Annotated in this window: 19 protein-coding genes; 13 read left to right on the top strand and 6 right to left on the bottom strand. The window is 67.7% G+C overall.

What is annotated here, in order from left to right; genetic code table 11:
- Positions 1 to 150 precede the first annotated feature (150 nt).
- A complete protein-coding gene (locus O6P37_RS14980) occupies positions 151 to 648 on the top strand; it encodes a DinB family protein (RefSeq protein WP_269894832.1) in 498 nt (165 codons plus the stop codon).
- Between the two features lie 21 nt (positions 649 to 669).
- Here O6P37_RS14980 and O6P37_RS14975 read toward each other — a convergent pair whose 3' ends face one another.
- Positions 670 to 1389, bottom strand: a complete 720-nt coding sequence (locus O6P37_RS14975) for a FadR/GntR family transcriptional regulator (protein WP_269894831.1) — start codon at positions 1387 to 1389, stop codon at positions 670 to 672.
- A 122-nt stretch (positions 1390 to 1511) separates the two neighbouring features.
- Between O6P37_RS14975 and O6P37_RS14970 the strand changes: the two genes are divergently transcribed.
- The 4 genes from O6P37_RS14970 (at position 1512) to O6P37_RS14955 (ending at position 5655) form a co-directional block, all read left to right on the top strand.
- Positions 1512 to 2024: a gluconokinase gene (locus O6P37_RS14970; RefSeq protein ID WP_269894830.1), complete on the top strand. Its 513-nt coding sequence runs from the start codon at positions 1512 to 1514 to the stop codon at positions 2022 to 2024.
- 86 nt (positions 2025 to 2110) lie between these two features.
- Positions 2111 to 3565, top strand: a complete 1455-nt coding sequence (locus O6P37_RS14965) for a GntP family permease (protein WP_269894829.1) — start codon at positions 2111 to 2113, stop codon at positions 3563 to 3565.
- A gap of 174 nt (positions 3566 to 3739) precedes the next feature.
- The gene (locus tag O6P37_RS14960) at positions 3740 to 4375 is read left to right on the top strand and encodes a TetR/AcrR family transcriptional regulator (protein WP_269894828.1); all 636 of its coding nucleotides are present in this window, start codon (positions 3740 to 3742) and stop codon (positions 4373 to 4375) included.
- Positions 4372 to 5655, top strand: a complete 1284-nt coding sequence (locus tag O6P37_RS14955) for a glycosyltransferase (protein ID WP_269894827.1) — start codon at positions 4372 to 4374, stop codon at positions 5653 to 5655. The genes O6P37_RS14960 and O6P37_RS14955 overlap by 4 nt, the downstream gene beginning before the upstream one ends.
- A 119-nt stretch (positions 5656 to 5774) precedes the next feature.
- Here O6P37_RS14955 and O6P37_RS14950 read toward each other — a convergent pair whose 3' ends face one another.
- Positions 5775 to 8105, bottom strand: a complete 2331-nt coding sequence (locus O6P37_RS14950) for an arylsulfatase (protein ID WP_269894826.1) — start codon at positions 8103 to 8105, stop codon at positions 5775 to 5777.
- A gap of 287 nt (positions 8106 to 8392) precedes the next feature.
- Between O6P37_RS14950 and O6P37_RS14945 the strand changes: the two genes are divergently transcribed.
- Entirely contained in the window at positions 8393 to 8584 is a 192-nt protein-coding gene (locus O6P37_RS14945) for a hypothetical protein (protein ID WP_269894825.1), read from the top strand.
- 12 nt (positions 8585 to 8596) lie between these two features.
- Here O6P37_RS14945 and O6P37_RS14940 read toward each other — a convergent pair whose 3' ends face one another.
- Together O6P37_RS14940 and O6P37_RS14935 are read right to left on the bottom strand one after the other, a co-directional pair.
- On the bottom strand, positions 8597 to 10471 hold the full coding sequence (locus O6P37_RS14940) for an alpha/beta hydrolase (RefSeq protein ID WP_269894824.1): 1875 nt from the start codon (positions 10469 to 10471) through the stop codon (positions 8597 to 8599).
- A 126-nt stretch (positions 10472 to 10597) separates the two neighbouring features.
- Positions 10598 to 11035 carry a nitroreductase family deazaflavin-dependent oxidoreductase gene (locus O6P37_RS14935; protein WP_269894823.1) on the bottom strand — a complete coding sequence of 146 codons (438 nt, stop codon included), beginning with the start codon at positions 11033 to 11035 and terminating at the stop codon, positions 10598 to 10600.
- Positions 11036 to 11129: 94 nt separating this feature from the next.
- On the opposite strand from O6P37_RS14935, the gene O6P37_RS14930 reads away from it, so the two are divergent.
- The 6 genes from O6P37_RS14930 (at position 11130) to O6P37_RS14905 (ending at position 22315) form a co-directional block, all read left to right on the top strand.
- Entirely contained in the window at positions 11130 to 11711 is a 582-nt protein-coding gene (locus O6P37_RS14930; protein ID WP_269894822.1) for a TetR/AcrR family transcriptional regulator, read from the top strand.
- A gap of 170 nt (positions 11712 to 11881) precedes the next feature.
- Positions 11882 to 13645 (top strand): NAD(P)/FAD-dependent oxidoreductase, encoded by a 1764-nt coding sequence (locus tag O6P37_RS14925; RefSeq protein ID WP_408633182.1) that lies wholly within the window; start codon positions 11882 to 11884, stop codon positions 13643 to 13645.
- A gap of 57 nt (positions 13646 to 13702) precedes the next feature.
- On the top strand, positions 13703 to 19243 hold the full coding sequence (locus O6P37_RS14920) for a type I polyketide synthase (protein WP_332909794.1): 5541 nt from the start codon (positions 13703 to 13705) through the stop codon (positions 19241 to 19243).
- Entirely contained in the window at positions 19240 to 20088 is an 849-nt protein-coding gene (locus O6P37_RS14915; protein WP_269894820.1) for an ABC transporter ATP-binding protein, read from the top strand. The genes O6P37_RS14920 and O6P37_RS14915 overlap by 4 nt, the downstream gene beginning before the upstream one ends.
- 14 nt (positions 20089 to 20102) lie before the next feature.
- Positions 20103 to 20945 carry an ABC transporter permease gene (locus tag O6P37_RS14910; protein WP_269894819.1) on the top strand — a complete coding sequence of 281 codons (843 nt, stop codon included), beginning with the start codon at positions 20103 to 20105 and terminating at the stop codon, positions 20943 to 20945.
- A gap of 8 nt (positions 20946 to 20953) precedes the next feature.
- Complete coding sequence (locus O6P37_RS14905) at positions 20954 to 22315, top strand: cation:proton antiporter (protein WP_269894818.1); 1362 nt, start codon at positions 20954 to 20956, stop codon at positions 22313 to 22315.
- A 12-nt stretch (positions 22316 to 22327) separates the two neighbouring features.
- Here the strand turns inward: O6P37_RS14905 and O6P37_RS14900 are convergent, their stop codons facing one another.
- Together O6P37_RS14900 and sodC are read right to left on the bottom strand one after the other, a co-directional pair.
- A complete protein-coding gene (locus O6P37_RS14900) occupies positions 22328 to 23926 on the bottom strand; it encodes an esterase-like activity of phytase family protein (RefSeq protein ID WP_269894817.1) in 1599 nt (532 codons plus the stop codon).
- A gap of 88 nt (positions 23927 to 24014) precedes the next feature.
- The gene (sodC, locus tag O6P37_RS14895) at positions 24015 to 24851 is read right to left on the bottom strand and encodes a superoxide dismutase[Cu-Zn] (protein ID WP_269894816.1); all 837 of its coding nucleotides are present in this window, start codon (positions 24849 to 24851) and stop codon (positions 24015 to 24017) included.
- Positions 24852 to 24971: 120 nt separating this feature from the next.
- On the opposite strand from sodC, the gene O6P37_RS14890 reads away from it, so the two are divergent.
- Positions 24972 to 26630 carry an ABC-F family ATP-binding cassette domain-containing protein gene (locus O6P37_RS14890; RefSeq protein ID WP_269894815.1) on the top strand — a complete coding sequence of 553 codons (1659 nt, stop codon included), beginning with the start codon at positions 24972 to 24974 and terminating at the stop codon, positions 26628 to 26630.
- The last annotated feature ends 50 nt before the right edge of the window (positions 26631 to 26680 follow it).

Raw genomic sequence — 26680 nt, 5'->3', positions numbered from 1 at the left:
GCAGTCGTCCCTGACCGGCCGGAGCGGCGATCGCCGCCCGTCCCGCGGCGCGTGATGCGTCGCCATCTTCCTGGTTCGGCCTCTCAGCCGCCTACACAATCACCGCGACCTGTGGCGTGGCCCAACTGCAACGGATCGGAGCGAAGAAACATGCCCATCGACAGAATCACCAGCGGTGCCGAGCGAACGCTGATCGAGAACATGCTCGACCGCAACCGCCTTGCGCTCAGCGCGACCGCGCAGGGACTGTCCGACGCGGACGCCCGCCGGCGACTCGTGGCGTCGTTGACCACACCGATCTCGCTGATCAAGCACGCCGCCGCCGCCGAACGGATCTGGTTCCAGCGATTCTGGGCGGAACTGGACGCTTCCGAATGCGACGGATACTCGAACCGGGACGAGGGCACCTTCGCGGTGGCCGACGACGAGTCGGTGGCCGACGTCATCGCCGAGTTCGAGCGCGCCAGTGCGCGATCACGTCAGATCGCCGCCCGCTTCGACCTCGACGACACCAAGGACAATCCCCTCGAGGGAACGGTCAGCATGCGATGGACGCTGCTTTCGATGATCGAAGAGTTCGCCCGGCATGCCGGTCACGGCGACATCCTCCGCGAACAGATCGATCAGCCCGTGCTGCGAGATCCCTGACCGACGTGTGCGCGGTTCACGTCATGAATTGTCCTGGACGGGAACGTCGTTCATTGCCGATGCGGATTCGTCGATGATCGCGCGCATCGCTCGCTCGGCGCCCGCTTCATCACCCGTCCTGATGGCGCGCGCGACGTCGTCGTGCAACGCGATGGCGGCCGGATTCGGTGTCGCGGGCATCATGCCGTGTTGGGTTCGGCCGGTGAGCACTTCGGCGACGATGACATTCAGGGCCCGGAACATCTCGTTGCCGCTGGCTTCCAGCAGAGTCCGGTGAAACACCTTGTCCGCCTGCAGGTACGCGTCGAGGTCGCCCGACCGTCCGTGTACCACCATGTCCGATACGGCGGCCGCCATGATCCGGCACTGGTGTGCGTCCGCCCGCTGCGCAGCCAGAGCTGCCGCGGCCGGCTCGATCCCCTGTCGCAGTTCCGACAGCGAAGCCAGTTGAGCGGCACGGTCCCCGGAGTCGAGCCGCCAGCGGACCAGTAGGGGATCGAAGACGTTCCATTCATCCGCGGGCCGGATCGTGATGCCCACCCGGCGCCTGGACCCCACCATGCCCATCGATTCCAAGACGCGGATCGCCTCGCGGGCGACGCTGCGGGACACGCCGTGCTCGACGCTCACCGCGTCGAGAGTCAGCACGTCACCGGGCCGGTGCGTGCCGGAGACAATGGCCCTGCCCAATGCCGCGAGCAAACTGCCGTGCAGGGCACCGACGTTTCGCCGATCCGACATGGACTCATCCTGACATAACGGAGATCTGGCGCGAGTAGTCATATCTTCCGGACATCTGCTTGCAATCGTAAGCCTAATTCGGCATGGTGTGTGATGTTCAGCACAACGGATAGGTGAGGCAGATGGTGGCACCCATCGTCGTCATGGGAGTTTCGGGGTCCGGCAAGTCGACGGTCGGAGCTGCACTCGCGCAACGGCTGCGGGTCCCGTTCGCCGATGCCGATGATTTCCATCCGCCGGCCAATATCGCCAAGATGACCGCCGGGCATCCACTCGACGACGACGACCGCTATCCCTGGCTCGAGGCCATCGGGGAGTGGCTCGCTGCGCGGCAGGCCGGTGGAGTGATGAGTTGCTCGGCGCTCAAACGCCGGTACCGGGACCAGATGCGCCGGCACCGCGCCGACGTCGAGTTCTTACATCTGGCCGGGTCGCCCGAGGTCATCGGCCGGCGGCAAGCCAGCCGACCCGGTCACTTCATGCCGGCAACGCTCCTGGCATCTCAATTCAGCACGCTCGAACCGCTGGATCCCGACGAGCGCGGAATCGCCATCGATGTCGGCCAGGACATCGACTCCATCATCGAGACATTCATCGCCGCAACCGATCCGGACGCCGAGGCGGAGAACCGTTGAGGCCGGGGGTGGGCGTGACCCGAGCACCAAGTTCTGAGTAACCAGAGACGTCCGGCCCGAGCCGGCGCTGACAATTCGGAGGCATCGTGGAAGCAATCGAGCCGGTATACAGCTCCGGCATCCTGCTGCTGATCGCAGCGGTGGCCGTTGCGGTCCTGCTGTTCTTGATCATGAAGGTCAAGTTGCATGCCTTCATCGCCCTGGTCTTGGTGAGCGCGTTGACGGCGCTGGCCGCAGGCATCCCCATCGGCGACATCCCCGATGCGCTGTCGTACGGGTTCTCCAACACCCTCGGCTCGGTGGCCCTCCTCGTCGGTTTCGGCGTGATGATCGGCCGGCTCCTGGAGGTCACCGGTGGTGCGCAGGTGCTCGCCGACACGCTCATCGGCCGCTTCGGTGAGAAGCGGGCCCCATTCGCTCTCGGTATCGCGGCGTTGATCTTCGGCTTCCCGATCTTCTTCGACGCGGGTCTGGTCGTGTTCCTGCCGATCATCATGACGGTCGCCCGCCGCTTCGGAGGATCGGTCCTGCTCTACGCGCTGCCCGCTGCCGGCGCCTTCGCTTCCATGCACGCGCTGGTGCCGCCACATCCCGGACCGGTTGCAGCCGCTGAAGCGCTCGGCGCGAGCATCGGGCTCACCTTGCTCGTCGGCGTCCCGGTTGCGTTCGTGGCGTGGTATCTCGGAGCGTTCCTCATCTCTCAGTTCCTCGGCCGCCGGTTCTACGTCGACGTCCCGACTGCATTGTTCGGCGAGATCAACAATGGCGGCACGACGGAGGACACCGCCGTCGGCGACGCCGGTGCGACTGGTGGGGCGCCAGGTGGCGGTTCGGTGACCCAGACGAAAGCCCGCACCGCACCGTCCTTCGGCGTCGTCCTGGGCGTGCTGATGTTGCCGTTCGTCCTCATCTCGTTCAACACCGTCCTCAACACGCTGATGACCGCAAAGGTGATCAGCGAAGACGCCACCTGGGCGCAGTTCCTGCGGTTGCTCGGCAACACGAGCGTCGCGCTGCTGATCACCGTCATCGTCGCCATCTTCGTACTGGGCAGGCGCGAAGGCTCGATGGCCGACGTCACCACCATCCTCGACAAGGCCCTCGGACCGATCTGCGCGATCATCCTGATCACCGGCGCCGGCGGCATGTTCGGCGGCGTGCTGCGTCTCAGTGGCATCGGCGACGCGCTGAGCGGCTCGCTCTCCAGCCTCGGGATCTCGCTGATCCTGCAGGCGTTCCTGATCTCGACGTTGCTCCGCGTCGCGCAGGGATCGGCCACGGTGGCGTTGACGACCACCGCCGGTCTACTGGCCGCGGCGGTCGCCGAGGCCGACCTCAGCAATCTGCAACTCAGCGCGCTGGTCTTCGCCATCGCCGCAGGCGCGACGGTGCTCTCCCACGTCAACGACTCGGGCTTCTGGTTGGTCAGCCGATTTTTCGAGATGGACGTCAAGACGACGTTCAAGACCTGGACCGTGCTGGAGACGACCCTCGGGCTCAGCGCGTTCGCGATCAGCCTGGTGCTGTGGTCCGTGGGATGACGGGGTGGAGCTGGCGGAAGGTCCTCAAGCTCGCCGGGTGACGCTCGACTGCATGTGTCACGACGACTCGGGTGTGTGCGGTCGCGCAGTGCGGTAGAAGTCGCGCACCGTGAGTAACGCACGCCCGGGTCCGGGCGCTTGCGGGCATCTGACCGATCGGTCTAATATCTGACCATGCGGTCTAACGGCGAGTCGACGTTCACCGAGCGCGCGCGGCGGGATCAGATCGTCGCCGCGGCGCTCGAGATCATCGCGGCGGGCGGCTACGGGCAGGCGTCCGTGGCCAAGATCGCCGACCACATCGGTATCGCAAAAAGTGTTGTGCTGTACCACTTCACAACGAAGTCCGACATCATCGAGGCAGCGGTGGCGACCGTGATGACGCAGGCCGCCACCGCGATCGTCTCCGCCGTGCGCACCGAACACACCGCGACGGGCAAGCTCGCCGCGTACATCCGGGCGAACGCCGCATTCATCGCCGCGAACCGCATCCCGGCGGTCGCGATGCTCGACATCGTCACCAGTTATCGGTCGAGTGACGGCTTGCGGTTCGACCAGGCTGCCGCGAAGCCGGCCGGCGACGATCCGCCCACCGCCGATCTGGCGCTGCTCGATCCGGCGGCGATCTTCGCCGAAGGAGTGGGCAGCGGTGAGTTTCGGGAGCTGTCAGTGATGTTCATGAAGAACGCGTTGCGCGCAGCGCTGGACGGAGCGGTGTGGGAGGCCGCGCGCGACCCGGACTACGACGTCGTCGCCTACGGCGAGGAGCTCGTGACTGTGTTCGAACTGGCAACGAGGGCGCGGAGATGACGCGAATCGTGATCGAGGCGTTCGGCACACGTGGTGACGTTGCGCCGCTCACCGGCCTCGGCGCCCGGTTGCGCGACGACCTCGGGGTCGACGTGGCGATCGCCGCGCAGCGACCCTATGAGGACATGGTCACCGACGCCGGTCTGGAGTTCCGGTGGCTCCCCAGGGACACCGAACACGCCACCCGGACATCCGGTTACGGGCAGGCGCTCGTCGACGGCGCACGCATGCGCCCGTCGAAGGAGATGCTGGCGGCGATGCGCGACGATCTCTCCGGCGTGGGGGAGGCGATGGCGGACGCCGGCCGCGACGCCGACCTGCTGCTCCTCGGCGGACCTGTCGGGTCCCTGCTCGGCTATCACGTCGCGGAGGCGCTGGATGTTCCGAGCCTGGGCGTCTTCTTCCAGCCCGCCAGTGCGACATCAGACTTCGCCCCTCCACCGTTGACGGCCCGATCCTTCGGGCGAGTGGGCAATCGATTGGCGTGGCACATGGCCGGCGTCGGCGAGAAGGTCTACACACCGCTGATCGACGACCTGCGGCGGGCCCTCGGTGTTCCGCGACGGCCGCGGCGTGCGTATCAGGCGCAACGCGCAGCACGGTGGCCGATCCTCTACGGGTTCAGCGCACACGTGGTGCCGCGGCCGCGGGACTGGCGACCGGGCCTGGACGTCACCGGCTATTGGTGGCCGGCGGACAGCCCGGGCTGGCGGCCGCCGGCCCAGCTGGTCGACTTCCTCGAAGCCGGGCCGCCTCCGGTTTACGTGGGATTCGGCAGTACCGCGACCGCTCACGGCGACGCACTGTCCCGGACGATCTCGCAGGCGCTGCGCACCGCGGGGGTGCGGGGCGTGGTGCAGTCCGGGTGGGCGCGGCTGCACTGCGCCGGCGAGGACATCCTCACCATCGAGGACGTCCCGCACGCCTGGCTGTTTCCCCGGATGGCCGCGGTCGTCCATCACGGTGGCGCAGGCACGACTGCTGCCGCCCTGCGCGCCGGAGTGCCGTCGGTATCGGTGGCCGGGATCGTCGACCAGCCGTTCTGGTCGCACCGCCTGCACCACCTCGGCGCCGCCACGCGGCCATTGCGCCGGAATGCGCTCACCGCTGAGGATCTCGCCGCGACGATCACCGCGGCGACGAGGTCGGCGACGTACCGCCAGAAGGCACAGCACCTTTCGCGGCTACTCGCCGACGAGGACGGCGCCGCCACCGCCGTCGGGATCATCGCGGCACAACTGGACGCTCGACCAACGCAGGAGGTGTGGGATGGCCACTGACGAACTCATGGGCAACGCACTGCTGGCCGGGGCGATCGTCCTTGCCGGCGGAGCGATCGGCGCCGGCGGCTAGTGGCGCGGATCAATGGACATGCCGCGACAGCTCTACCGAGTCGCGATCAGTCGACGGCGAACGCCGCTCTCGCCAGCATCTCGAGGTCGAGATACTGAGCCTCCTCAACCGATACGGCGACGCCGAGAATCGTCCCGCCGGTGAACGGTGAGGATCCTTGATACTCCTCACTCACGGCGTCGGCGCTGTCGTAGCCGACACAGAGGCCGTCGCCACACAGCGTGAACTTGCCGACCTGTGCACGCATCGGCCCTTCGGCAACTGCCTCGTCGTCGACGTACAGCTTTGTCGTGCCGATGGACTCGAGGTGCGGCCCCGCGCTCTCCCGGCTGAAGTCCACACCCAGGGTGTACTTTCCGGGAGAGAGCTCCGGGGAGACGAATTTCTGTTCGGGCTTGATTCCCAGGAAGTTGTAGACGTAGTACAGCTTCTTGTCCTTGATGAACAAGGTGTGGCCGCCGAAGCGTGAGCCGTGGGCGAAGATGACACCGGCACAGTCGGGTTCGAGGATTTCGACGTCGGCGAGGATCTTGTAGGAACGTCCGCGCACGTTCACGGCAACGCTCTCGGGCACCGCCGCGGTGCCGGGATAGTAGACATACCGCTCCCGGGGCGGTTCCTCGGAGGGCCGCTCGATGTTGGCCTGTTCCATGGCGCTGCGATCATCAAGGGGAAGTACGAGATTCGTCTCCGCCTCCTCGAACCAGGCGCTGATCAGCGACTCGAGCCTCTCGGGGTGATCAGCGGCCAGGTTGGTCATCTCGGCGCGGTCGACGTCGACGTTGTAGAGCTCCCACTCGTCCTTGTCGAAGTGGCCCTTGCCGGTGAGCGGGGCGTGGACGGCCGCTGCTTTCCAACCGTCCTCCCAAATGCCGCGGGTGCCGAGCATCGCGTAGTACTGGCGCTTCTTCTGAGTGGGCGCGTCCGGCTGTGCGTCGAAGCTGTAGCGCATCGACACCCCGGACAGCGGGTACTGCGCGACGCCCTTGTAGACCTCGGGCATCTGCAGACCGCAGATCTCCAGGAGGGTCGGGACGACGTCGGTGCAGTGGTGGTACTGGTTGCGGACCTCACCCCGGGCCTTGATGCCCTCAGGCCAGGAGATCACCATCGGGTCGCACGTTCCGCCCGCATATTCGGCGTAGCGTTTGAACATCTTGAACGGCGCTGATGTCGCCGCTGCCCATCCGGTCGGGAAGTGCTCGTAGGTGTCCGGCGAGCCGAGCCGGTCGATGAGTTTCATGTTCTCGGACAGCTCATCCGGGTAGCCGTTGAAGAATTTGTTCTCGTTCACCGATCCGTTGGGGCTGCCCTCGCCGGAGGCGCCGTTGTCGGCGGCGTACAAGATGATCGTGTTCTCCAGTTGCCCGGTTTTCTCCAGGTAGTCCACGATGCGGCCGACTTGGGCGTCTGTGTATTCGGAGAACCCGGCATACACCTCCATCAGGCGTGAGAACAGCTTCTTCTCATCGGCGTTGAGTGAATCCCAGGGACGAACGAAGTCGCCGGCGTTCGCCATGGCTTCCGACATCGGATTCAGCGGGGTGAGAGTAGTGCCTTCGGGCAGCACGCCCCTCTCGATCATGCGGGGCAGGACCCATTCCCGGTAGGCCTCGTAGCCATCGTCGAACATGCCCTTGTACTTGTCGATGTATTCCTGTGGTGCGTGGTGTGGTGCATGGTTGGCGCCGGGGCAGAACCACATATACCAGGGCTTGGACGGGTTGCCCGCCTTCTGGTCCTTGATCATCTGCAGGGCCTGATCCGCCATGTCCTTGGAGAGGTGATAGCCCTCTTCCGGGGTGGCGGGCGGCTCGATGTACCGATTGTCCTCGACCAGATCGGGATACCACTGGTTGGTCTCGCCGCCGATGAACCCGTAGAAGCGGTCGAAGCCCTTCTGCAGCGGCCACTGCTTCTTGCTCGCTCCCGAAGCGAGGTCGGTCTCGGGGACGTTGTGGTTCTTGCCCACCCAGAAAGTGCTCCAGCCACCGTCCTGGAGGAGTTGACCGATGGTGGCGCATTCGTCAGGGATGCGGGCGTGTTGGCCGGGAAAGCCCTGTGCACCCTCGGTGATGCTGGCCATGCCGTTCAGGTGGTGGTTGCGTCCGGTCAGGAGCATCGAACGGGTGGGTGAGCAGAGCGCGGCCGTGTGCCACTGCGAATACATCAAGCCGTTGTCCGCCAACCTCTGCAGGGTCGGCATGTTGATACGTCCACCGTAAGGGGACCACGCGGCCAGACCTGTGTCGTCATACAGCACGAACAGGACATTGGGTGCGCCAGCGGGCGCCTGGGTGGGGATGTAAGGCGTCCAGTCGGGTACGGAGTCCCGGACGTCGAGCTTGATGACGCCTTCGAATGGTGTCGATGTCATGACCGGGCTCTCTTCTCTTTGGTCGAGCTCGCGTCACGGTGAAGACGCGGTCCTGACGGCGGGTCAACTTCTGCCGGTATGCGGGGCGGCGAGAGGGTGCACTGCGGCTCGGGCCAGCCTCGGCCGTGCGACACGAACGTGCCGGTCGGCATCTTTTGAACACTAGGTCAGGAATCGAGTTGGCATGGCTGAACTGACGGGGGCGTCACAAATCGAGCACGGTCCGGGTGCGCGTGGCTACGCGGAGCCCAACCCGGTCGAGAGCATCGACGGGATACGGTGGCCTGGTGAGAAGCGTCTTGCTGGTGGCGGTCGGAATCCTGGTGACCCTGGCGGGTGTGTTGTTCACCCTGCAGGGGATCGGGTTGGTGGGCGGCAGTCCGATGAGCAACACGACGACGTGGTCGATCGCCGGGCCGCTGATCGCGGCCGTGGGCATCGGCGTGACCTACGTGGGCTGGCGCCTCAGGAGACCGTGATGCCGGCGGCCATCAGGCCGCGATGTGCAGGGGAATCCAGTACTGCCGGCCCCGCGGCACATCCGCCGAGGACGCGTCCCGCGGCTCGAAACGGTCGGTCAGCCGCGCGTCGGCATGCAGCTCGCCGGAGTCGATCACCACGGCCGACGCCTCACCCTTCTCGGTCGGGATCCGGATCGTGCTGCCGACATCCCCGTAGATGCCGTGGCAGTCGTCGCCGAGGCAACGACCTGTCGTCGGGTCGACAGTGCCCTCGAACATGTCGTTGACCCACCCGGCCATCAGCCACTGCACAGCCGGCGGATTCTGCGGTTGCGGGATGCCGGCGACGAGATAGGCCGCCGCCTGGATCAGCGGGTTCCCGCCGAGCATCCCGTCCATGTGGACACCGCCGTTGATGACCACGCCGTTGAACTTCCCGGGCCGTGCCTCGGTGAGTTCGTCGTTCACCGAACTGAACGCGTTCAACAGGTTGGTCGGCGCACCGATCTCGTACATCGGCACGTAGTCGGCGGGATCACCGCTGGACTCAAGGGTTTTCAGGCGGTCCATCGCCCGCGGCATGATCGGGTGGAACGGCACCGCGTCGAGCATCACTACTCCGGCCAGGTGATTAACCTCGTCCTCGGCGTTCGCCGGGTCGTCGCGGCGGGTCACCAGGCCCTCGGCGTAGTGACCGGCGACGCCCGGCACGAAGCCGCCGCCGAGCGAGTGACCGACGAGCACGAAGTCCTTGGGCACGGTCATTATCGGAGCGTCGGCCTTGAGCGTGGCCGTCGTCAGGCTCGCGTTCAGCGCCGCACGGTCGTCGTCGAGGAACAGCTGGGCGACGGCCTTGTGCATGTTGTCGCCGCCCAGCCACATGCCGTCGTCGGCGAACGGGTTCGACGTCACCGTGGTCACGACGACGACGCTGTTGGTGCGCTGCGCCAGATAGGACGCGGTGTGGCTGTACATCGGTCCGCTCGCGAGGATGCCGTGCTGGAGGTAGATGATCCGTTGCGGAGGTTTCGCCGGATCGGCCTCGGCGGGGAAGTACCAGTCGGCCGCGATCTCGTTTCCGGGCGAGACGACCAGCATTGAGCTGCTGACCTGGACCGAGTCCCGCAACTCCTGCGGCACCTGGGGCGGGCCGTCGACGGCCTGCACCACGGCGCCGAGCAGGTTGAAGATCGCCGAACCGACGGCCCTGACCAGCGGCGGGTAATTCGGTTGGTCCGGCCCGAGGATGTCGCCGATCACCGGGATCTTGCGCGGCGCGTCGGCCGGTGCGGTGTCCTCGGCGGCGATGGGCGCGGGAGCCTGCAGCGTCGTCACGGCGTCGGTCACCGGCCCGGCGTCGACGATCTTGTCCGGATCGGCGGCCGCCCGGTCCGGGATGCGCGGCGTCAGGCGCGCAGTGATCTCGCGGCGGATGTCGGAAAGTCCGGTGCGGGTGGCCGGCTCCTTCGTCGTGACGCTCGGTGTCGTCACGGACTCGATGCCGGATTCGGTGGCGGCCCGTGCGTCGGGCTCGACGACGCCGCGGCGCTTCTTGTCGATTCCGGCTGTCCGGGCGGTCTCCCGATCGGCGGATACGGCTTCATCGGCACCCTGGTCGCGATCACCGCGAACTCTGTCGCGGGCCAAAGCCTCGCCACGCCGGAGGTGGCCGGCGCGGCGCGGCTCCTTCGCTGCGCCGGAATCCCGTTCACCGAGGACGGGGCGTTTCCGGTGTTCGGCCGAAGCCGTCGTCTCCGATGGGGCGTCGCTGGTCGCCGAGGTCGCGGTGTCCTTGGGATCCGATCCGCCTTCGTCGGCGTTCGCCGCGCCCGCCCCGGCGAACATCGCCGCCGAGACGCCGGCTGTCAACACGCCGGCCCCCACCCATGCCGAAACCCGCCTCATGAATCCCCCTCCGACCGAATGTGACCCGGGCCGGATGCTATGCGGGATGCGTGAAAAGCATTGCGGTTTCGTCAATTCAGTGCGATGCCCGGCATGCCGTGAGCACGACGGAGTGTCACCGACCCGTCACGGCAGCGGGTCGAGGCGGAAGATCGGCATGGCGCCGACCAGAGCCTCGAACTCATCGGGGGTTCCGTCGGTGACGAGGCCTCCCTTGCGAAGAAACCCGACCCAGCCCGGCACCAACTCCGGCAGCTGCCGGAGCAGCGGTCGAGCCTCCTGCTCGGCGAGCTCGACGACCCGGACCTGCTCGGTTCGGCGACCGCGCTGCAGCGTGGCCCGGCCCGCCGCACGCGCGTTGGCGATCCAGTCGGCTCCCGGGACGCCGGCGACGTACCGTTTCCCGTCGACGGTCATCGGTGTCACCGGCGTCGAACGTGCCGCCCCCGATTTGCGCCCGGTCACCGTCAGCACCACCGGACCCTTGTCGCCGAAGCTCAATCCGAGTCGCGACAGGGCCACGATCACCTTGTTGCCGGGCTTTATGTACCACGCCATCTTCATGTGTCTCTCCTGAGTGTTCGGTGGTGCGATGCGTCCTACGGGAAGTTACACTCTGTAAGTTACAAAGTGTAGGTAGAGGGAAGGAGCGCCGTCGATGACCGGCCGGCTGTCGAAGCAGGAGAGGCGGCGACAGCTGCTCGACACGGCGCTGGCGATCGTGCGGGACCGCGGGACCGACGACCTGACGCTGCTGACCCTCGCGCAGGCAGCCGGGGTGAGCAGGCCCATCGTCTACCTGCACTTCGAGACCCGCCCCGGCCTCCTGCTCGCGCTGTACCGCGAGCTCGACGAACGACACCGAGCCGCGACGCAGCGGGCGCTGCAGGACGCCGGAGACAGTCCCGGCGAGATCGCACGGGTGATGAGCACCGCGTACTTCTCCTGCGCCACCGAGGCGCCGGAGTTCACCGTGATCTCCGCCGCGCTGAAGGGCGACCCGGAGATGGAGGCCTTGCAGCACGACATGCTCGACAGCTACACGGACCTGATGGTCAGCGCACTGAAACCGCACTCGAGCCTTCGGCCCGGTGCGCTTCGCCTGCGCTGCGTGGGCATCCTGGGGGCAGCCGAGGCGATCGCCGCCGAGATGAACCGAGGGGGGACCTCGGTCGCCGCCGCGGTCGACGCGCTGACCGGCCTCATCGGCGCGGTCCTGCAGAGCCCGACGCGGACGTAGGAGGCCCGTCGGCCGGCAGTCGGGGGAGCCCACTGTGCTGCCGCGCGAGGAACTGACGTCTTCGTGACGAAGCCGCTCACCAGGCTTTTCGACCGAGAATTGCTGTGTAGCGTCGCTGACGGTGGGGTAACTCTTCTCCTCCGGCGGCGAAAGGAAGGTGACGCGTGGAGGTGCGAGCGCAGCTGTCGCGGCTGGACTCCGAGACACGGGCGGCACTGGCCCGCCGGATCCGGTCTCAGCTGTCCGATGACGGCGACACCGCCGCCGACCACGATCTCGTCATCGTCGGAGGCGGCGTCGCAGCGCTCACGCTGGCGCTGGAGATCCGCTCCGCGCGTCCCAGGACACGGATCCGGATCATCGAGCCGTCCGCGCATCCCGTCCCCGAGATCACCCACACCGTGGGCGAGTCGACCGTCGAGGTCTCCGCGCACTACCTGCGCGACCGGCTCGGTCTGGGCGACCACCTCAGCACCGCGCAGCTCCGCAAGATGGGGCTGCGGATGTTCTTCTCACACGACGGGAACACCGACATCGCGCGCCGGGTGGAGCTGGGCAGCTCCTCGTTCGTGCCGCAGGTGACCTACCAGATCGACCGCGGCAGGTTGGAGAACGAACTCGCCCGCCGCTGCCTGGCGGCCGGGGTCGACATCGCCCGCGGCCGGGTCCGCAACGTCGAGTTCGGCGGCGACGGCCGCCCGCACACGGTCACCTTCCAGGACGGCGACCAGACCGCCCGCACCACCGCACGCTGGGTGGTCGACGCCTCGGGACGGAACCGGACACTGCCGCGGCAGCTGGACCTGAAACGGGCCACCGAGCACCACTGCAACGCCGCCTGGTTCCGGGTCGCGGTCGAGCTCGACGTCGGCAAGTGGAGCGACGACCCGAGCTGGCAGTCGCGCCTGGTCGAGGGTGACCGGGCGATGTCCACGAACCACCTCATGGGCGAGGGCTACTGGGTCTGGCTCATCCGTCTCGCCTCCGGTGCCACCAGCGTCGGCATCGTCGCCGACCCCCGGTTCCACGCCTTCGACGACTTCAACACCCTCGCCAAGGCCAAGGCCTGGATCCGCGAACACGAGCCGCAGTGCGCCGACGAACTCGCCAAGCACGACGACCTGATCAAGGACTTCAGGGTGATGAAGCACTACAGCCACGGCGCCACCAAGGTGTTCGACGGCCGGGAGCGCTGGGGCATCACCGGGGACGCGGCGATCTTCCTCGACCCGCTGTACTCATCCGGACTGGATCTGGTCGCGATCGGCAACGGCCTCATCACCGACATGATCACCCGCGACCTCGACGGCGAGGACGTCGTCGCGAGGTCGGGGATCAGCGACTCCCTGTTCCGGTCACTCACCGACATGTGGCTCGCGGTGTATCAGGATCAGTACACGCTGATGGGCACGCCGACGGTGATGTCGGCGAAGATCATCTGGGATGTCGCCTTCTACTGGGGATTCGTCGGCCTGCTCTACCAGAACGGCCGGTTCGTCTCTGTCGCCGACGATCCCGCGGTGGTGCCCCACCTCGAAGGCCTGATCGCACTCAGCAACCGGGTCCAACGGTTCTTCCGTGAATGGGCTGCGGTGGAGGGCGGCGGGTCGCCGGTGCAGTTCGTCGACCTGTACGCGCCGCTGAACTTCATGGTGGCGTTGCACACGGCCATGATGGGAACGGCTCAGAATTTCGCCCAGCAGTTCGACGCCAACGGCCGGCTGCTGCGTCAGATGGCAGGCCAGCTCGTCGAGACCGTCCTCGCGGCCAAGTCCGGGGTGTTCACCGACGACGCCGCGGTCGCGCAGGTGCAGGCGTGGCAGCGCGACTCCCTGCTGCGGGAACTGCGCTCCGTCTACCGCCGCGAACAACAGGAGAACCCGATCAGCACGGAGTGGATCCACACCGCCGTCCCCGAGCTCCGACCGAGTTGAGTCGCGGCTCGCATCGGCGCGTCCACCGTGTTTCACGACGAGGCGTGGAGGGCACGCATGGAGATGCTCAGTGACCGAGGGACGCCGGCGCCGTTGGCGGTGGTCGGAATCGGGTGCCGCCTACCCGGTGGCGCCGATTCCCCGGACGGCTACTGGAGCCTGCTGACCAGTGGCACCGACGCCACCGGTGATGTTCCCGAATCACGGTGGAACGCCGCACGTTTCCACGACCCGAATCCGGCGAAGGTCGGCAAGATGGTCACCCGGCGAGGTGGCTTCCTCGCCGACATCGACCAATTCGATCCTCAGTTCTTCGGGATCTCGCCGCGCGAGGCGCACTCGATCGACCCGCAGCAGCGGCTGATGCTGCAGACCACGTGGGAGTCGCTCGAAGACGCGGGGATACCTCCCGACCGGCTGGCCGGAACCGACGTCGGGGTGTTCATCGGCGGCTTCACCCTCGACTACCAACTCCTGCAGAACCAGGGCCGCAGCAGTCGCTACCAGTTCAAGACCCATTCCGCCGCCGGGATGATGATGACGATGCTGGCGAACCGGATCTCGTTCGCCTTCGACTTCCGCGGACCGAGCATGACCGTCGACACGGCGTGCTCGAGTTCGTTGGTGGCCGTGCACCTGGCGGCGCAGAGCATCTGGAACGGCGAAAGCGACCTCGCCCTGGCCGGCGGCGTGAACATCATGATCGGGCCGAACACGGCGATCGCGGAGTCCAAGAGCGGATTCCTCAGCCCGGACGGCCGTTGCAAGGCGTTCGACGAGTCCGCCGACGGGTACGCGCGGGGAGAGGGCGGCGCGGTCGTTGTCATCAAGCCACTCGAGCAGGCGCTCCGCGACGGCGACGACATCTACGCGCAGATCCTCGGGACCGCGGTGTCACAGGACGGCCGCACCGACGGCATCACCGTGCCCCGCGCCGAGGCGCAGGCCGCCGCGATCGGGTCGGCGCTGCGGCGGGCGGGCGTCCACGCCGGCGACGTCGGCTACGTGGAGGCGCACGGCACCGGAACGCCCGTCGGCGACCCGGTGGAGATGCGGGCACTCGCCGCCGCGCTGACCTCGGACCGGGCCCCGACCGACCCGCTGCTGATCGGATCGGTCAAGACCAACATCGGCCACCTGGAGGCGGGCGCCGGGGTGGCCGGGTTGATCAAGACGGCGCTGGTGCTCAAGCACGGCTACATCCCGGCCCACCTGAACCTGCAGAATCCGAGCAGCCAGGTCTCCCTCACGGAGCTCAGGCTCGACGTACCACGAACGGGCCGCCCCTTCCCCAGCCGGGAACGACGCATCGCCGGGGTCAACTCGTTCGGTTTCGGCGGCACCAACGCCCACGTCGTGCTCGCCGAACCGCCCGCGCCCCTCGTTGCGCCCCCCTCGAAGCCCCTCCACGGCCTCCCGCTCACCCTGCTGCCGATCTCGGCGCGCAGCGAGGAGGCCCTGGTGGCGACATCCCGCCAGTTGGCCGACCACCTGAGCGCGCACAGCGACGTCACACTGCACGATCTCGGCTACACGCTGTCGCAACGACGCGCCCACCTCAACCACCGCCACACCCTGGTCGCGTCCGACGTCTCCGACGCTCGAGAACAACTCCGGGCGCTCGCCGATGGCGGGCAGATCGCCTCGGCGCGAGCAGCTTCCGCGACGCCCAAGCTGGCGTTCGTCTGCACCGGGATGGGACCCCAGTGGTGGCGGATGTGCCGCGACCTGCTCGACGTCCTGCCGGCCTTCGCCGACAGCATCGCCAGAACCGACCGCGAACTCGCTCGCTACGCCGACTGGTCGCTGCTCGAGGAGCTCCGCCGCGACGAAACCACCTCCCGCATGGGCGAGACCGAGTTCGCACAACCCGCCAACTTCGCCGTCCAGGTCGCGCTCGCCGCGCAACTCGAGCAGGTCGGGATCACACCCGACGCGATCATCGGCCACAGTGCCGGAGAAGTGGCCGCCCACCACCTCTCGGGCCTGCTGAACTTCGAGCAGTCCGTCGAGGTGATCTATCACCGCAGCAGGCTCCAGCAGCGCACCAGCGGCCTCGGGCGGATGCTCGCCGTCGGTCTCGACGCCGAATCCCTTTTGGCGGCACTCGATGACAGGACACGCGAGGAGTTCGGCCGGCGGGTGTCCGTGGCGGCGATCAACAGCCCGTCCGCGGTGACCATCGCCGGCGACGGCGAGGTCCTCGACGACATCGCCCGCCGCCTCGACGAGAACGAGATCTTCAACCGGTTCCTCACCGGCAAGGTGCCGTACCACACCCATTACATGGAGGCGATCAAGGAAGACCTGTACGACGCCTTCGAGGGGATGTCCTCGGACCCGGCGACCGTCCCGCTGTACTCGACAGTCACCGGCGAACGCCTGGACAAGTACGACGCCGGCGCCGCCTACTGGTGGCAGAACACCCGCGCCACAGTGCTTTTCGAGCCGGCGATGCGCGCCATGATGGAGGACGGCTACACCCACTTCATCGAACTGGGCCCGCATCCGGTGCTCGCGGCGTCGATCTTCGAGATCGCCGGAAGCGAGAAGGCCGTGGTGCTGGCGACCCAGCGGCGCAACGACGACGACGTGCGCACGTTCCTGGCCGGGGTCGGCGCGCTGCACGACCACGGCCACGAGATCGATTGGGCAGCACTGCATCCGCGCACCGACGCACGGCTGCTCAAGCTGCCGTCCTACCCCTGGCAGTCCCGCCGGTTCTGGAACGAGACCCAGGAAGCGGCCGAATCTCTGCACTACCACCCCGTTCACCCGCTGCTGGGGCAGCCGGTGAGCGCCGTGCATCCGACCTGGGAAGTCGAGTTGAGTACGCGCCTCATCCCGTTCCTCGCCGATCACCGGGTGCAGGGCAGCGTCGTCGTGCCCGCGGCGGTGTACATCGAGATGGCGATGGCCGCGGCGCGGGAGACCTACGGCACCGACCTCGGCGTCGACGACCTCGTGCTGCACCGGGCGCTCATCCTCGACGACACGTGCGACCCCATCCTGCGGACGACCCTCAACCAGGACACCGGCGGCCTGGAATTGGCCGCGTTCACCGCGACGGCCGACGGCGAACTCAAGTGGACGATCACCGCGACCGCGGAACTCAACACGCTCCCTAGATCTGCGCGTCGCCGCGATCTCGGGACCGGCGGGCAGCCGGCGAGCACCATGAGCGGCGACGACTTCTACGCCCTCACCCGGGCGGTCGGATTCGACTACGGCGACGCGTTCCGGTCGATCACGGGACTCACCGCCGGCGACGGCTGGGCGGTCGCCGACATCAGCATTCCGCCGGCTGTCGCGGGCGAAGTCGACGACTACCGGCTCCATCCCACGCTCGTCGACGCCGCCTTCCAGACACTCTTCGGCACACCGCTTCCCGGCCGCGACGCCGACGGCAGCACCTACCTGCCCAGCCGGATCCGGCACAGCGCCGTGTACGGCCCGGCCACGGGCGACATGACCGTGCATCTGCGCGTGGTGTCGGCGACCGCGGAGGAGATCGCGAGCGACATCACGATCTGCGACCACCGCGGCGAGTTGGTCGCCGTCTTCGAGGGCTTCACGGTGGCATCGCTGAGCGCCTCGTCCCGCATGTCGCCCGAGCGCATCGACAAGGGTCTCTACGAACTGCAGTGGGAACCGCTGCCCGAGAGTCCCGAGCACCCCGACCCGGTCGAGCCGGCGTCCTGGCTGGTGTTCGTCGACGGCCTCGACGTCGGCGCGGGCATCGCCGACCGACTGCGGCGCAGCGGCCACCGCGTGCACACCGTCGCACACCGGAATGTCGAGGCGCTCACCGAGATCGACGGCGGCTACGCGATCGACCCGCGCAGTCCCGAGCAGCTGGCCCGGCTGTTCGACCTGCACCTCGAGCGCGAGGGCGGCCTCGGCGGCGTCGTCGACTGCTGGCCGGTGGACGTCGACGCCGACACCCCCGAGATGAGCCACCAGTTGGGGGTCCTCACGGTTCTGCGCCTGACCAAGGCCCTCGCCGCACACGACACCGTCACACCGCGGCTATACCTGATCACCGCCAACGCTCAACCGGCACCGGCAACCGAACCGCTGGCCGTCGACCAGGCCGCGGTCTGGGGGCTCGGCCGGGTCATCGGCCATCAGGAGTTCGTGGAACGCTGGGGCGGACTCGTCGACATCGACGTCGCCGACGACCTCGACGACACCGCGACACGCGTCTGCCGGCACATCCTCGACCCCGAATCCGAGGACCAGGTCGCGATCCGCGGCGAGGTCACGCTCGTCCCCCGACTGCGCGTCAGCACAACACTGACGAAGCCGTTCCCCACCAAGCTCTCCCCGGACGCGACCTATGTCGTCACCGGCGGCACCGGAGCGCTCGGCCGCACCGTCGCCACCTTCCTCGCCGAACGCGGCGCGAGACACATCGCGCTGCTCAGCCGCAGCGGGCTCCCGCCGCGGGATCGCTGGCCCGACCTGACCCAGGGCGACCGGCACTTCGCCACCGTCGACACCATCAGGGCGATCGAACGTCTCGGTGCGACGGTGAGCATCGCCGGCGTCGACATCACCGACGCCGACGAGCTGAACACCTGGCTCACCGAGCTCGACCGCGAGGGCGGCAGGCCGGTCCGCGGAGTCATCCACGCCGCGGGATCGGTGCACGACCAGCTCCTCGTCAACGTGAGCGAAGACGACTTCCTCAAGGTGCTGGCTCCCAAGATCACCGGAACCCGGGCGCTGCACTCCGCGTTCGCCGAGCACGACCTCGACTTCTTCGTGATGTTCGGGTCCGCCGGATCGGTGGTCGCCTCGCCCGGCCAGGGCAACTACGCCGCCGCCAACGCCTTCCTCGACGCCTTCGCCCACCAGCGGCAGGCCAACGGCCTGCCTGCGCTCACCATCGGGTGGGGACCGTGGTCGGTGGGCATGGTCGAAGAGCTCAACCTCGAGAACGTCTACGCCATGCGGGGGATCGAGCTGATCACGCCCTCGGCGGGCGCCCGGATCCTCGACCGCCTCATCAACCAGGCGACACCGAACATCATCGCGATCAGCGCGGACTGGAGCCGGGCACGGCAACTCCTGGGCGGACACCTGCCGAAGATGTTCGCCGACCTCGACGCCGCCATCGCCTCCGCCGGGCACACCGGATCGGACGGCTCGATACTCGACGTGCTCGCGAGCACGCCGGAGCCCGAGCGCCTCGGGGTGGTCGTCGGCCAGGTCGAGCGCCTCGTCGCCGCCGTGTTCGACTGTGCGGTCACCGACTTCGAGAACGACGACATGCTCGACGACATCGGCCTGGACTCGATGATGGCCATGGACTTCAGGGTCAGGATCAACACCACGTTCTCGATCGACCTCCCGGTGCTCGAGATCCTCAAGGGGGTGAGTGTCTATTCACTGGCCGATCGCGTGCTCGCCGAGCTGCGGTCGATCCACGGCGAGGCGCCCGCGGCAACCGCGGCGGGTGAAACACCCACGGCGGCCACCGAAGCTCCGTCGGAGACGTCGACGGACGATGACGTCAACCGGCTGCTCGACGAGCTGTCGGACGCCGAACTGCGCGAACTGCTGGCCGAACTCGAGGGTGGCGCCGCCCCGTGACAGCGGCGAACGCGACCGCGATACACGTCCGTGGGCTGTCCAAGGCCTACGGACGCACCCAGGCGGTGCGGGACCTGGATCTCGACGTCGGCTACGGCGAGGTCTTCGCCATCCTCGGCCCCAACGGCGCCGGGAAGTCCACGACCATCGAGATCATGGAGGGCAACCGAACCCGCGATTCGGGTGCCGTCCGCGTGCTCGGGGTGGACCCGGAAACCGCGGGCCGGAGCTGGCGGGCCAGGATCGGCATCGTGCTGCAGGAGGTCAGCGACGCCGGGATGCTCACGGTGATCGAAACCGTCCGCATGTTCACGAGCTGTTACGGCACCGCGCGCGACCCCGCAGAGGTGCTCGAACTCGTCGGCCTCGGCGCCGTCGCCGGTTCACGGGTGCGGGCGCTCTCCGGCGGGCAACGCCGCCGCCTCGACGTCGCCCTCGGCATCATCGGCAGGCCCGAGCTCCTGTTTCTGGACGAGCCGACGACCGGATTCGACCCGGAGGCGCGACGCCAATTCTGGCAACTCATCAAGCTTCTAGCGGCCGACGGCACCACCGTCCTGCTGACCACCCACTATCTCGAGGAGGCCGCCGCGCTCGCGGATCGTGTCGCGGTGATCGCGGGCGGCAGGGTGGTGGCCGTCGACTCGCCGGTGATGCTGACCGAGCACGTCAGCTCGGCGGCGACGGTCCGGTGGGTGGAGGACGGCGAGCTCCGGGAAGAGACAACGGATTTCCCGACCGAACTGGTCCGGCGGCACAGTGCGGACGGGGTGGAGCTGGCCCAGCTGACCATCACCCGGCCGACGCTGGAAGACGCCTACCTGCATCTGATCGGCCACGCGTGATGTCCCTCGAGCACATGACCGGGACCACACCGCCGCGCCACCGCGCGACGAACCCGGAGCCGGCGCTGCCCTCGGCGGTGCGCATCGGATTCTCACGTGTGGTGCCCGAATTGAAGATGTTCTACCGCAGGCCCGAACAAGTGGTCCTGACGTTCTCGATGCCTGCGGTGATCTGCCTGCTGCTGGGATCGATCTTCACGGCGAAATTGCCCGGCACGCAGACGAGTACGGGCGCCGTCATCGCGGCCAGCATGCTCGCCTACGGAATCCTCTCGACATCGTTCGTCAACCTGGGCGTCGGCATCGCCGCCGATCGTGAGACGGGAGCCTTGCGGCGACTGCGCGGCACACCGGCCACCGCGTCGTCGTACTTCGTCGGGAAGATCATGCTCGTCGCCATCGTGAGCCTCGCCGAGGCCGTGATCCTGTTGGCGGTGGGAGTACTGGTCTTCGGACTCCACCTTCCCGCCGACGTGTCCGGGTGGCTCACCCTGGCATGGGTCTTCGTCCTCGGCATCATCAGCTGCTCACTGCTGGGCATCTTCGTCAGCAACCTCGTCAACAACGCCCTCTCGGCTGCTGTGATGACCAACGGCCCGGCTGTCGGCCTGCAGTTCCTGTCAGGGACCTACGTACCGCTCATGGTGTTGCCGACCTGGATGTTGATCGCCGGATCGATTTTCCCCGTCAAGTGGATGGCGCAGGGATTCCGGTCGGTGCTGCTGCCTCCTGACATGGTCGCCTTCGAGCCCGCAGGCAACTGGGAACACGGGCGAATCTTCCTGGTGCTCGCGGCGTGGAGCATCGCCGGTCTACTCGCGTGCCTGTCCGTGTTCCGTTGGTCGGATCGGCGTTAGGAACCCCGTTGCCCTCTCTGCTCTCGATCACCGCCCACTTCTTCCTGCAGGTCGCCGTCATCCTGCTGACCTACCGCCTGCTCTGGCCGCTGTTCCGCCGACTCGCCCAGGTGCAGGTGGTCGCGATCATGGTGGCCGGATTCCTGCTCGGCCCCTCGGTTCTGGGCTGGCTGTGGCCCGCCGCGCAGCAGTGGCTCTTCCCGACCAAGCTCACCATCGGGGCCGAGACGTTCACCCACCCGAACCTCACCGCCATCTATGTTGTCGGCCAACTCGGGCTCGTGCTCTACATGTTCCTGGTCGGGGCGTCGTTCAAGCTGGACATCCTCGGCGCACACGTGCGGCAGGCGGGTGTCACCGCGGCCGCGGGCATCGGCGTCCCGCTGGTTCTCGGCGGGCTCGTCGGATGGTGGATGGTCGGCCTCGGCGGATACTTCACCGACAAGGTGGTGCACTGGCAGGGCGGTCTGTTCGTCGCGGCCGCCGTCGCCATCACCGCGTTCCCGATGCTGGCGTGGATCATCTACGACTCCGGCCTGCTCAACACCAGGCTCGGGACGATGGCGCTGTCCTGCGCCGCGGTCGACGACGCGTGCGCCTGGGTGCTGCTGGCGACCGTCGTGGCGACGACCAAGGGAAGCCTGTTCGGCGCGTTCCTCGCCATCGGCGGCGGGCTGGCCTATCTGCTGTTCATGGCCTATCTGGGCCGCCCACTGCTCGCGAAACTGGAGACGTGGACGCCGCCCCGCGGTGACGTCGAACGCACCGGCGGGCTGCCGATCGCCCAGTTGAGCATCATTCTCATCGTCGTGCTGATGGCCAGCTGGTTCACCGACGTGGTCGGGATCTATTCCGTGTTCGGCGCTTTCGTGGCCGGCGCCGTCATGCCGCGCGGTGCGCTGCTCGACACGATCCGGGAGCGCTTCGAGCCGCTGGTGGGATACCTGCTGTTGCCCGCGTTCTTCATCTATTCGGGGCTGAACACGCAGCTCACCCTGATCCTCGACCCCTCGACGCTGCTGATGGCGGGACTCGTGCTGGTGGTGTCCTTCGCCGCCAAGTTCGGTGCCATCGGCCTGGCGGCGCGCTCGCAGGGGATGAGCTGGTACGAGGCCGGTTCGATGGGAGCCCTGGCCAACGCCCGAGGTCTGATGGAACTCATCCTGCTCAACATCGGTCTCGAAGCCGGATTGATCTCGGGGAAGCTCTACACGATCCTGGCGCTGATGACGATCATCACCACGTTCCTCGCCACCCCGCTGCAGCGACTGTTCGAACGCCGGCTGCGCAAGACGGGGTCGAAGTTCGGTCCTGCGGGGGAGGAACCGCACGACGACGTGCCGCGAGCGTCGTACGCATCCGACTCGTAGTCGCGCACCGTCTCAGGACGAGCCCACCCGAATGGACACGGTGGTCTGGCTCGTCGTCGCGGGCAGTTTCGAGGTGTCGACGACGAGGAGTTCGCCGGTGTCCGGTCGGCCGTTGGCCAGCGTCTTCGCCTTGAGTTTGAGCGGCGGCTGCCCGGAATCGATTCCGGCGAGTCCGAAGTCGCTGTCATTGGCGATGATCAGTGTCGTCCCGCCGTCGGGTGTGGCGATTCCTTCGATCTTGTCGTGGCCGAAGAATTCGCCCTTGTCATTGAGGGAGGTGACCAGCTCACCGATGTCGAGCTCGAGCTCCTTGCTCGCCGGCGTGATGCCCAGGGACGCCAGTTTCGCGACAGCGGCCGCGTCGTCGGTGACACCGACGGCCGTTTCGATGGCCTTCCCGTCGATCTGCAGACCGCCGGCGTCGGCGAGATACGTGGCGCCGGCGACCTTCGCGGCCGGGCCGACGTCGGTGGCCCTCGCGATGTCGGCGATGTAGATCTTCTTGTCGCCGCCCGGTTGCAGCTCCCCGTCTCGTTCGTCGATCAGGAAAGTCGTGTTGCTGAGCGCGGTGATTTCGGAGACCGCCACCTTGGTTTCACCCGGATTCGCCAACGGGTAGAGGTACTCCCTCACAGCCTTGGTCGCCAGGTCGATAGCGACGATTCGGGTGACCGGGACGGATTTCGCCGGCCCCTGCAACCCCGGCGTCTTGATCGCCGACTGCATGATGCCGACGAGTGTCGAACCGTCGGGCGTGACGGTCAGGCCCTCCATGCCCTGATTTGGGCCGCGCAGCGACAGCTCGCGTGGCAAGGTGCCGTCGAAGGGTGACAGCCGTTCCAACTCCTTGCCGTTCGCATCGAAGTGAACGACGAACGGTCCGTACTCATCTGACACCCAGAAAGTGCCGTCGGGCAGCGCGACCAATCCCTCGGTGTCCAACCCGTGGTCGGAGGTCGGAAGTGGTGCGCCGTCGATCGTCACCAGCTTCTCGCCGGTATTGGCCGTGGGATCGACGAGACCCACCAGCGGCTCACCGTCGCGTCCGGCCAGCGTGATCGACTTCTCGAGTGTGGCGGTGCCGTCGCGCAGGCGCAGGAGTCCGATCTGCGGGTGGAAGTCCGGCTTCGGCAGTACCTTTTCGTCGTCGGTGCGTCCGTCGACGTTGGGTCCGCGATCGGTGAGGCCGTAGACCGCGTCGGCGTCTCCGGGAACGGCGGCGATGGCCGAGCCGTAGGCGCTGCTCTGTACCGCGATGTCGCCGACGGTGGTGATCGGCGGACTGTCGGCGGCGTAGGTCTTGACCGCGTCGGTGGTGGTCACCGTGAACTCGTCGGTGCCGGTGAATCCCTCGTCCGGTGTGTAGGTCACGGCGCCGCCCGCGGCGTACTCGAGGCGTCCGTGCGCCGGCTCGGCGTAGGCGACCGGGGTCTTGCCGCCGGTCGCGGCCAGCAGTTGGGCAGGCGAGAGGGTCAACTGCTGCCCTGCACTCGTCGAGAGCTCGGGACCGCCGGAGCCGTCATCGGTGCCGCTGGGTGACGAACACGACGTCGCGGTGGCGGCGACGAACACAGGGACGGCGAGCAGGGCGGTGACGTGACGGATGCGCACAGCGACGATGTGTAGCACCTCTAACGGACCACTGGGTGTCCGCGCGGTGAAGCGCATGTGACCGGTGCTTCGCGGCACTCAGGCCGCTCTAGCCAGGCGGCGGCAGTGTCTGAGTCGTCGTCACAGTCGTCGTGGCCGGCGTCGTGACGGTGGTGGTGGTGCTCGGGATCACCGTCTCGGTGACCGGCGGCGGCACGATCACCGTCGGGTTGATCACCGTCGTCTCGGTGACGGTACTCGGAGTGGTGGTGGTCGTCGTGGTCGTGGTGGTGGTCGTGGTCGATGTCGTGTCCGACACCGCCTCGATCACGCCGCAGGCGATGCGTCCGCCCGCATCGCCGGTGGCGAGCGTGTTCTGATCCGGGCCCGCGGTCCCGTCCGGTTGGCTGTAGCGATCCGGGATGTGCCCAAAGTTGTCCTCGTCCTCGTGGATCATCAACGCGGTGCCCGCTCCGTCCAGGAGATCCTGGGCGGTGAACGCGTCGGTGGTCGTGACGAGCTCGGCCGAGCCGTCCGAGCGCACCTCGAGCGAGGTCAGATCCCCGCTCGCGGGATGCCCCGTGTGGCCCGGAGCCTGAAAGTGGCCGCCCGCGGAGAGGAAGTCGCCCGGGTCTCCGCCGGTGGGGGCCACCGAATCGGCTTCGCATTTGCCGACGGAATGGATGTGCATTCCGTGGAAGCCGGCGCTCAAGATCCCGCTCTCGACGGTCTCCACGGTGATCCTCGCGAAGCCGTTCGCGAAGTCGAGGGTCGCGTTGGCGACCGCCGTTCCGTCGGCCGTCCTCAGCTGCGTGGTCAATCTCTCGGTCCCGGCGGGCGCCGGATCGGTCGCGTTCTCATCGGTCTGATCGGCTGAGCGGCATCCGCCGAGCACAGCGAGGGGTGCCGCCAGCAGGGCCGCCGCGACGACGATTCGGTTTGCCATGGCGCACGGAATACCCCCGAACGTGACCGGCGACACATGCCACCCGATCGCATGGTGCGCGTTGGGGGTCGATTCGGTTGCGCGCCAATCCCGCGACCCGGTGATGCAACGATGGACCCCATGACCGCAACGCTCGTCGCGAAGAACGTGGCGGGCGGATTCGCCCATCGCACCCTCTTCGAGGGGCTCGATGTCACCGTCGCTCCCGGTGACGTCGTCGGAGTCGTCGGCGCCAACGGTGCCGGGAAGAGCACGCTCCTGAGGATCCTGGCCGGCGATCTCGAACCGCTCGACGGTGCGGTGAGCATCGCCCCGGCCGACGCGTTCGTCGGGTGGCTGCCGCAGGAGCACGAGCGGGTCCCGGGGGAGACGGTCGCCGGGTACATCGCGCGCCGTACCGGCTGCACCGACGCCACGCGGGCCATGGAGGAGGCGGCCGCGGCCCTGGCGGATCCGGACCCTGCGCACGCCGATCCGGCCGCTGTCTACTCTGCGGCGCTGGATCATTGGCTCGTCACCGGCGCCGCGGACCTCGACGAGCGGGTGCCTGCCGTGCTGGCCGACCTCGGGCTCGACTCCGACGCGGTGCGACCCGAGACGACACCGATGACCGCACTGTCCGGCGGGCAGGCGGCGCGGGTGGGGCTCGCGGCGCTGATGCTGTCGCGTTTCGACGTCGTCCTGCTCGACGAGCCGACCAACGATCTCGACCTGGACGGGCTGGCCCGCCTCGAGCAGTTCGTCCGTGATCTTCGCGGCGGTGTGGTGCTGGTGAGTCATGACCGGGAGTTCCTCGCCCGCACGGTGACCCGCGTCCTGGAGCTGGATCTGGCGCAGAACACCACCACCGTCTTCGGCGGTGGCTACGAGAGCTACCTCGAGGAGCGTGAGGTCGCCCGCAGGCACCGGCGCGAGCAGTACGACGAGTTCGCGGACAAGAAGGCCGATCTGGTGGCGCGCGCACGCATTCAGCGGGAGTGGTCGAGCCAAGGTGTACGCAACGCGATGCGCAAGGCCCCCGACAACGACAAGAACCGGCGCCGCGCCGCCACCGAGTCCAGCGAGAAGCAGGCGCAGAAGGTCCGCCAGATGGAGAGCCGGATCGCACGCCTCGAGGAGGTCGCCGAGCCCCGCAAGGAGTGGACGCTCGAGTTCACCATCGGCGCTGCGCCGCGGTCGAGTTCGGTCGTGGCGACACTCGACGAAGCCGTGGTGCGGCAGGGCGATTTCGTGCTCGGGCCGGTGTCGCTACAGGTCGATGCCGGTGAGCGGATCGGTATCACCGGCCCCAACGGCGCGGGGAAATCGACGTTGTTGCGACTGCTTCTCGGTCGGCGGCGTCCCGATCAGGGCCGTGCGAGTCTCGGCGCCAACGTCGCGGTCGGCGAGATCGACCAGGCGCGAGCAGATTTCACCGGATCCGGGCGACTCGTCGACCGCTTCGAGGAGCGGGTGCCCTCATGGTCGACCGCCGACGTGCGGACGTTGCTCGCGAAGTTCGGGCTGCGCGCCGATCACGTGGAACGCCCGGTCGACGCGCTCTCGCCCGGAGAGCGGACCCGCGCCGGCCTCGCGCTGCTGCAGGCATGTTGCACGAACGTGCTGGTGCTCGATGAGCCGACCAATCATCTCGACCTCGCGGCCATCGAGCAGCTGGAGCAGGCGCTCGACACCTTCGACGGTGCGCTGTTGCTGGTGACCCACGACCGCCGGATGCTTCAGAACGTCCGGCTGGACCGGTCGTGGCGGGTGGACGGCGGCCGGGTCACGGAGGTGTGAAGCCTGCCGCCATCCGGGTAAGCCATGGGTTCGACGGGAAGGAACCCCCT

Origin of the sequence: Mycobacterium hippophais (assembly GCF_027529605.1) — a bacterium.
GTDB classification, from domain to species: domain Bacteria; phylum Actinomycetota; class Actinomycetes; order Mycobacteriales; family Mycobacteriaceae; genus Mycobacterium; species Mycobacterium arseniciresistens.
This window is presented reverse-complemented; position numbering and strand designations above follow the sequence as displayed.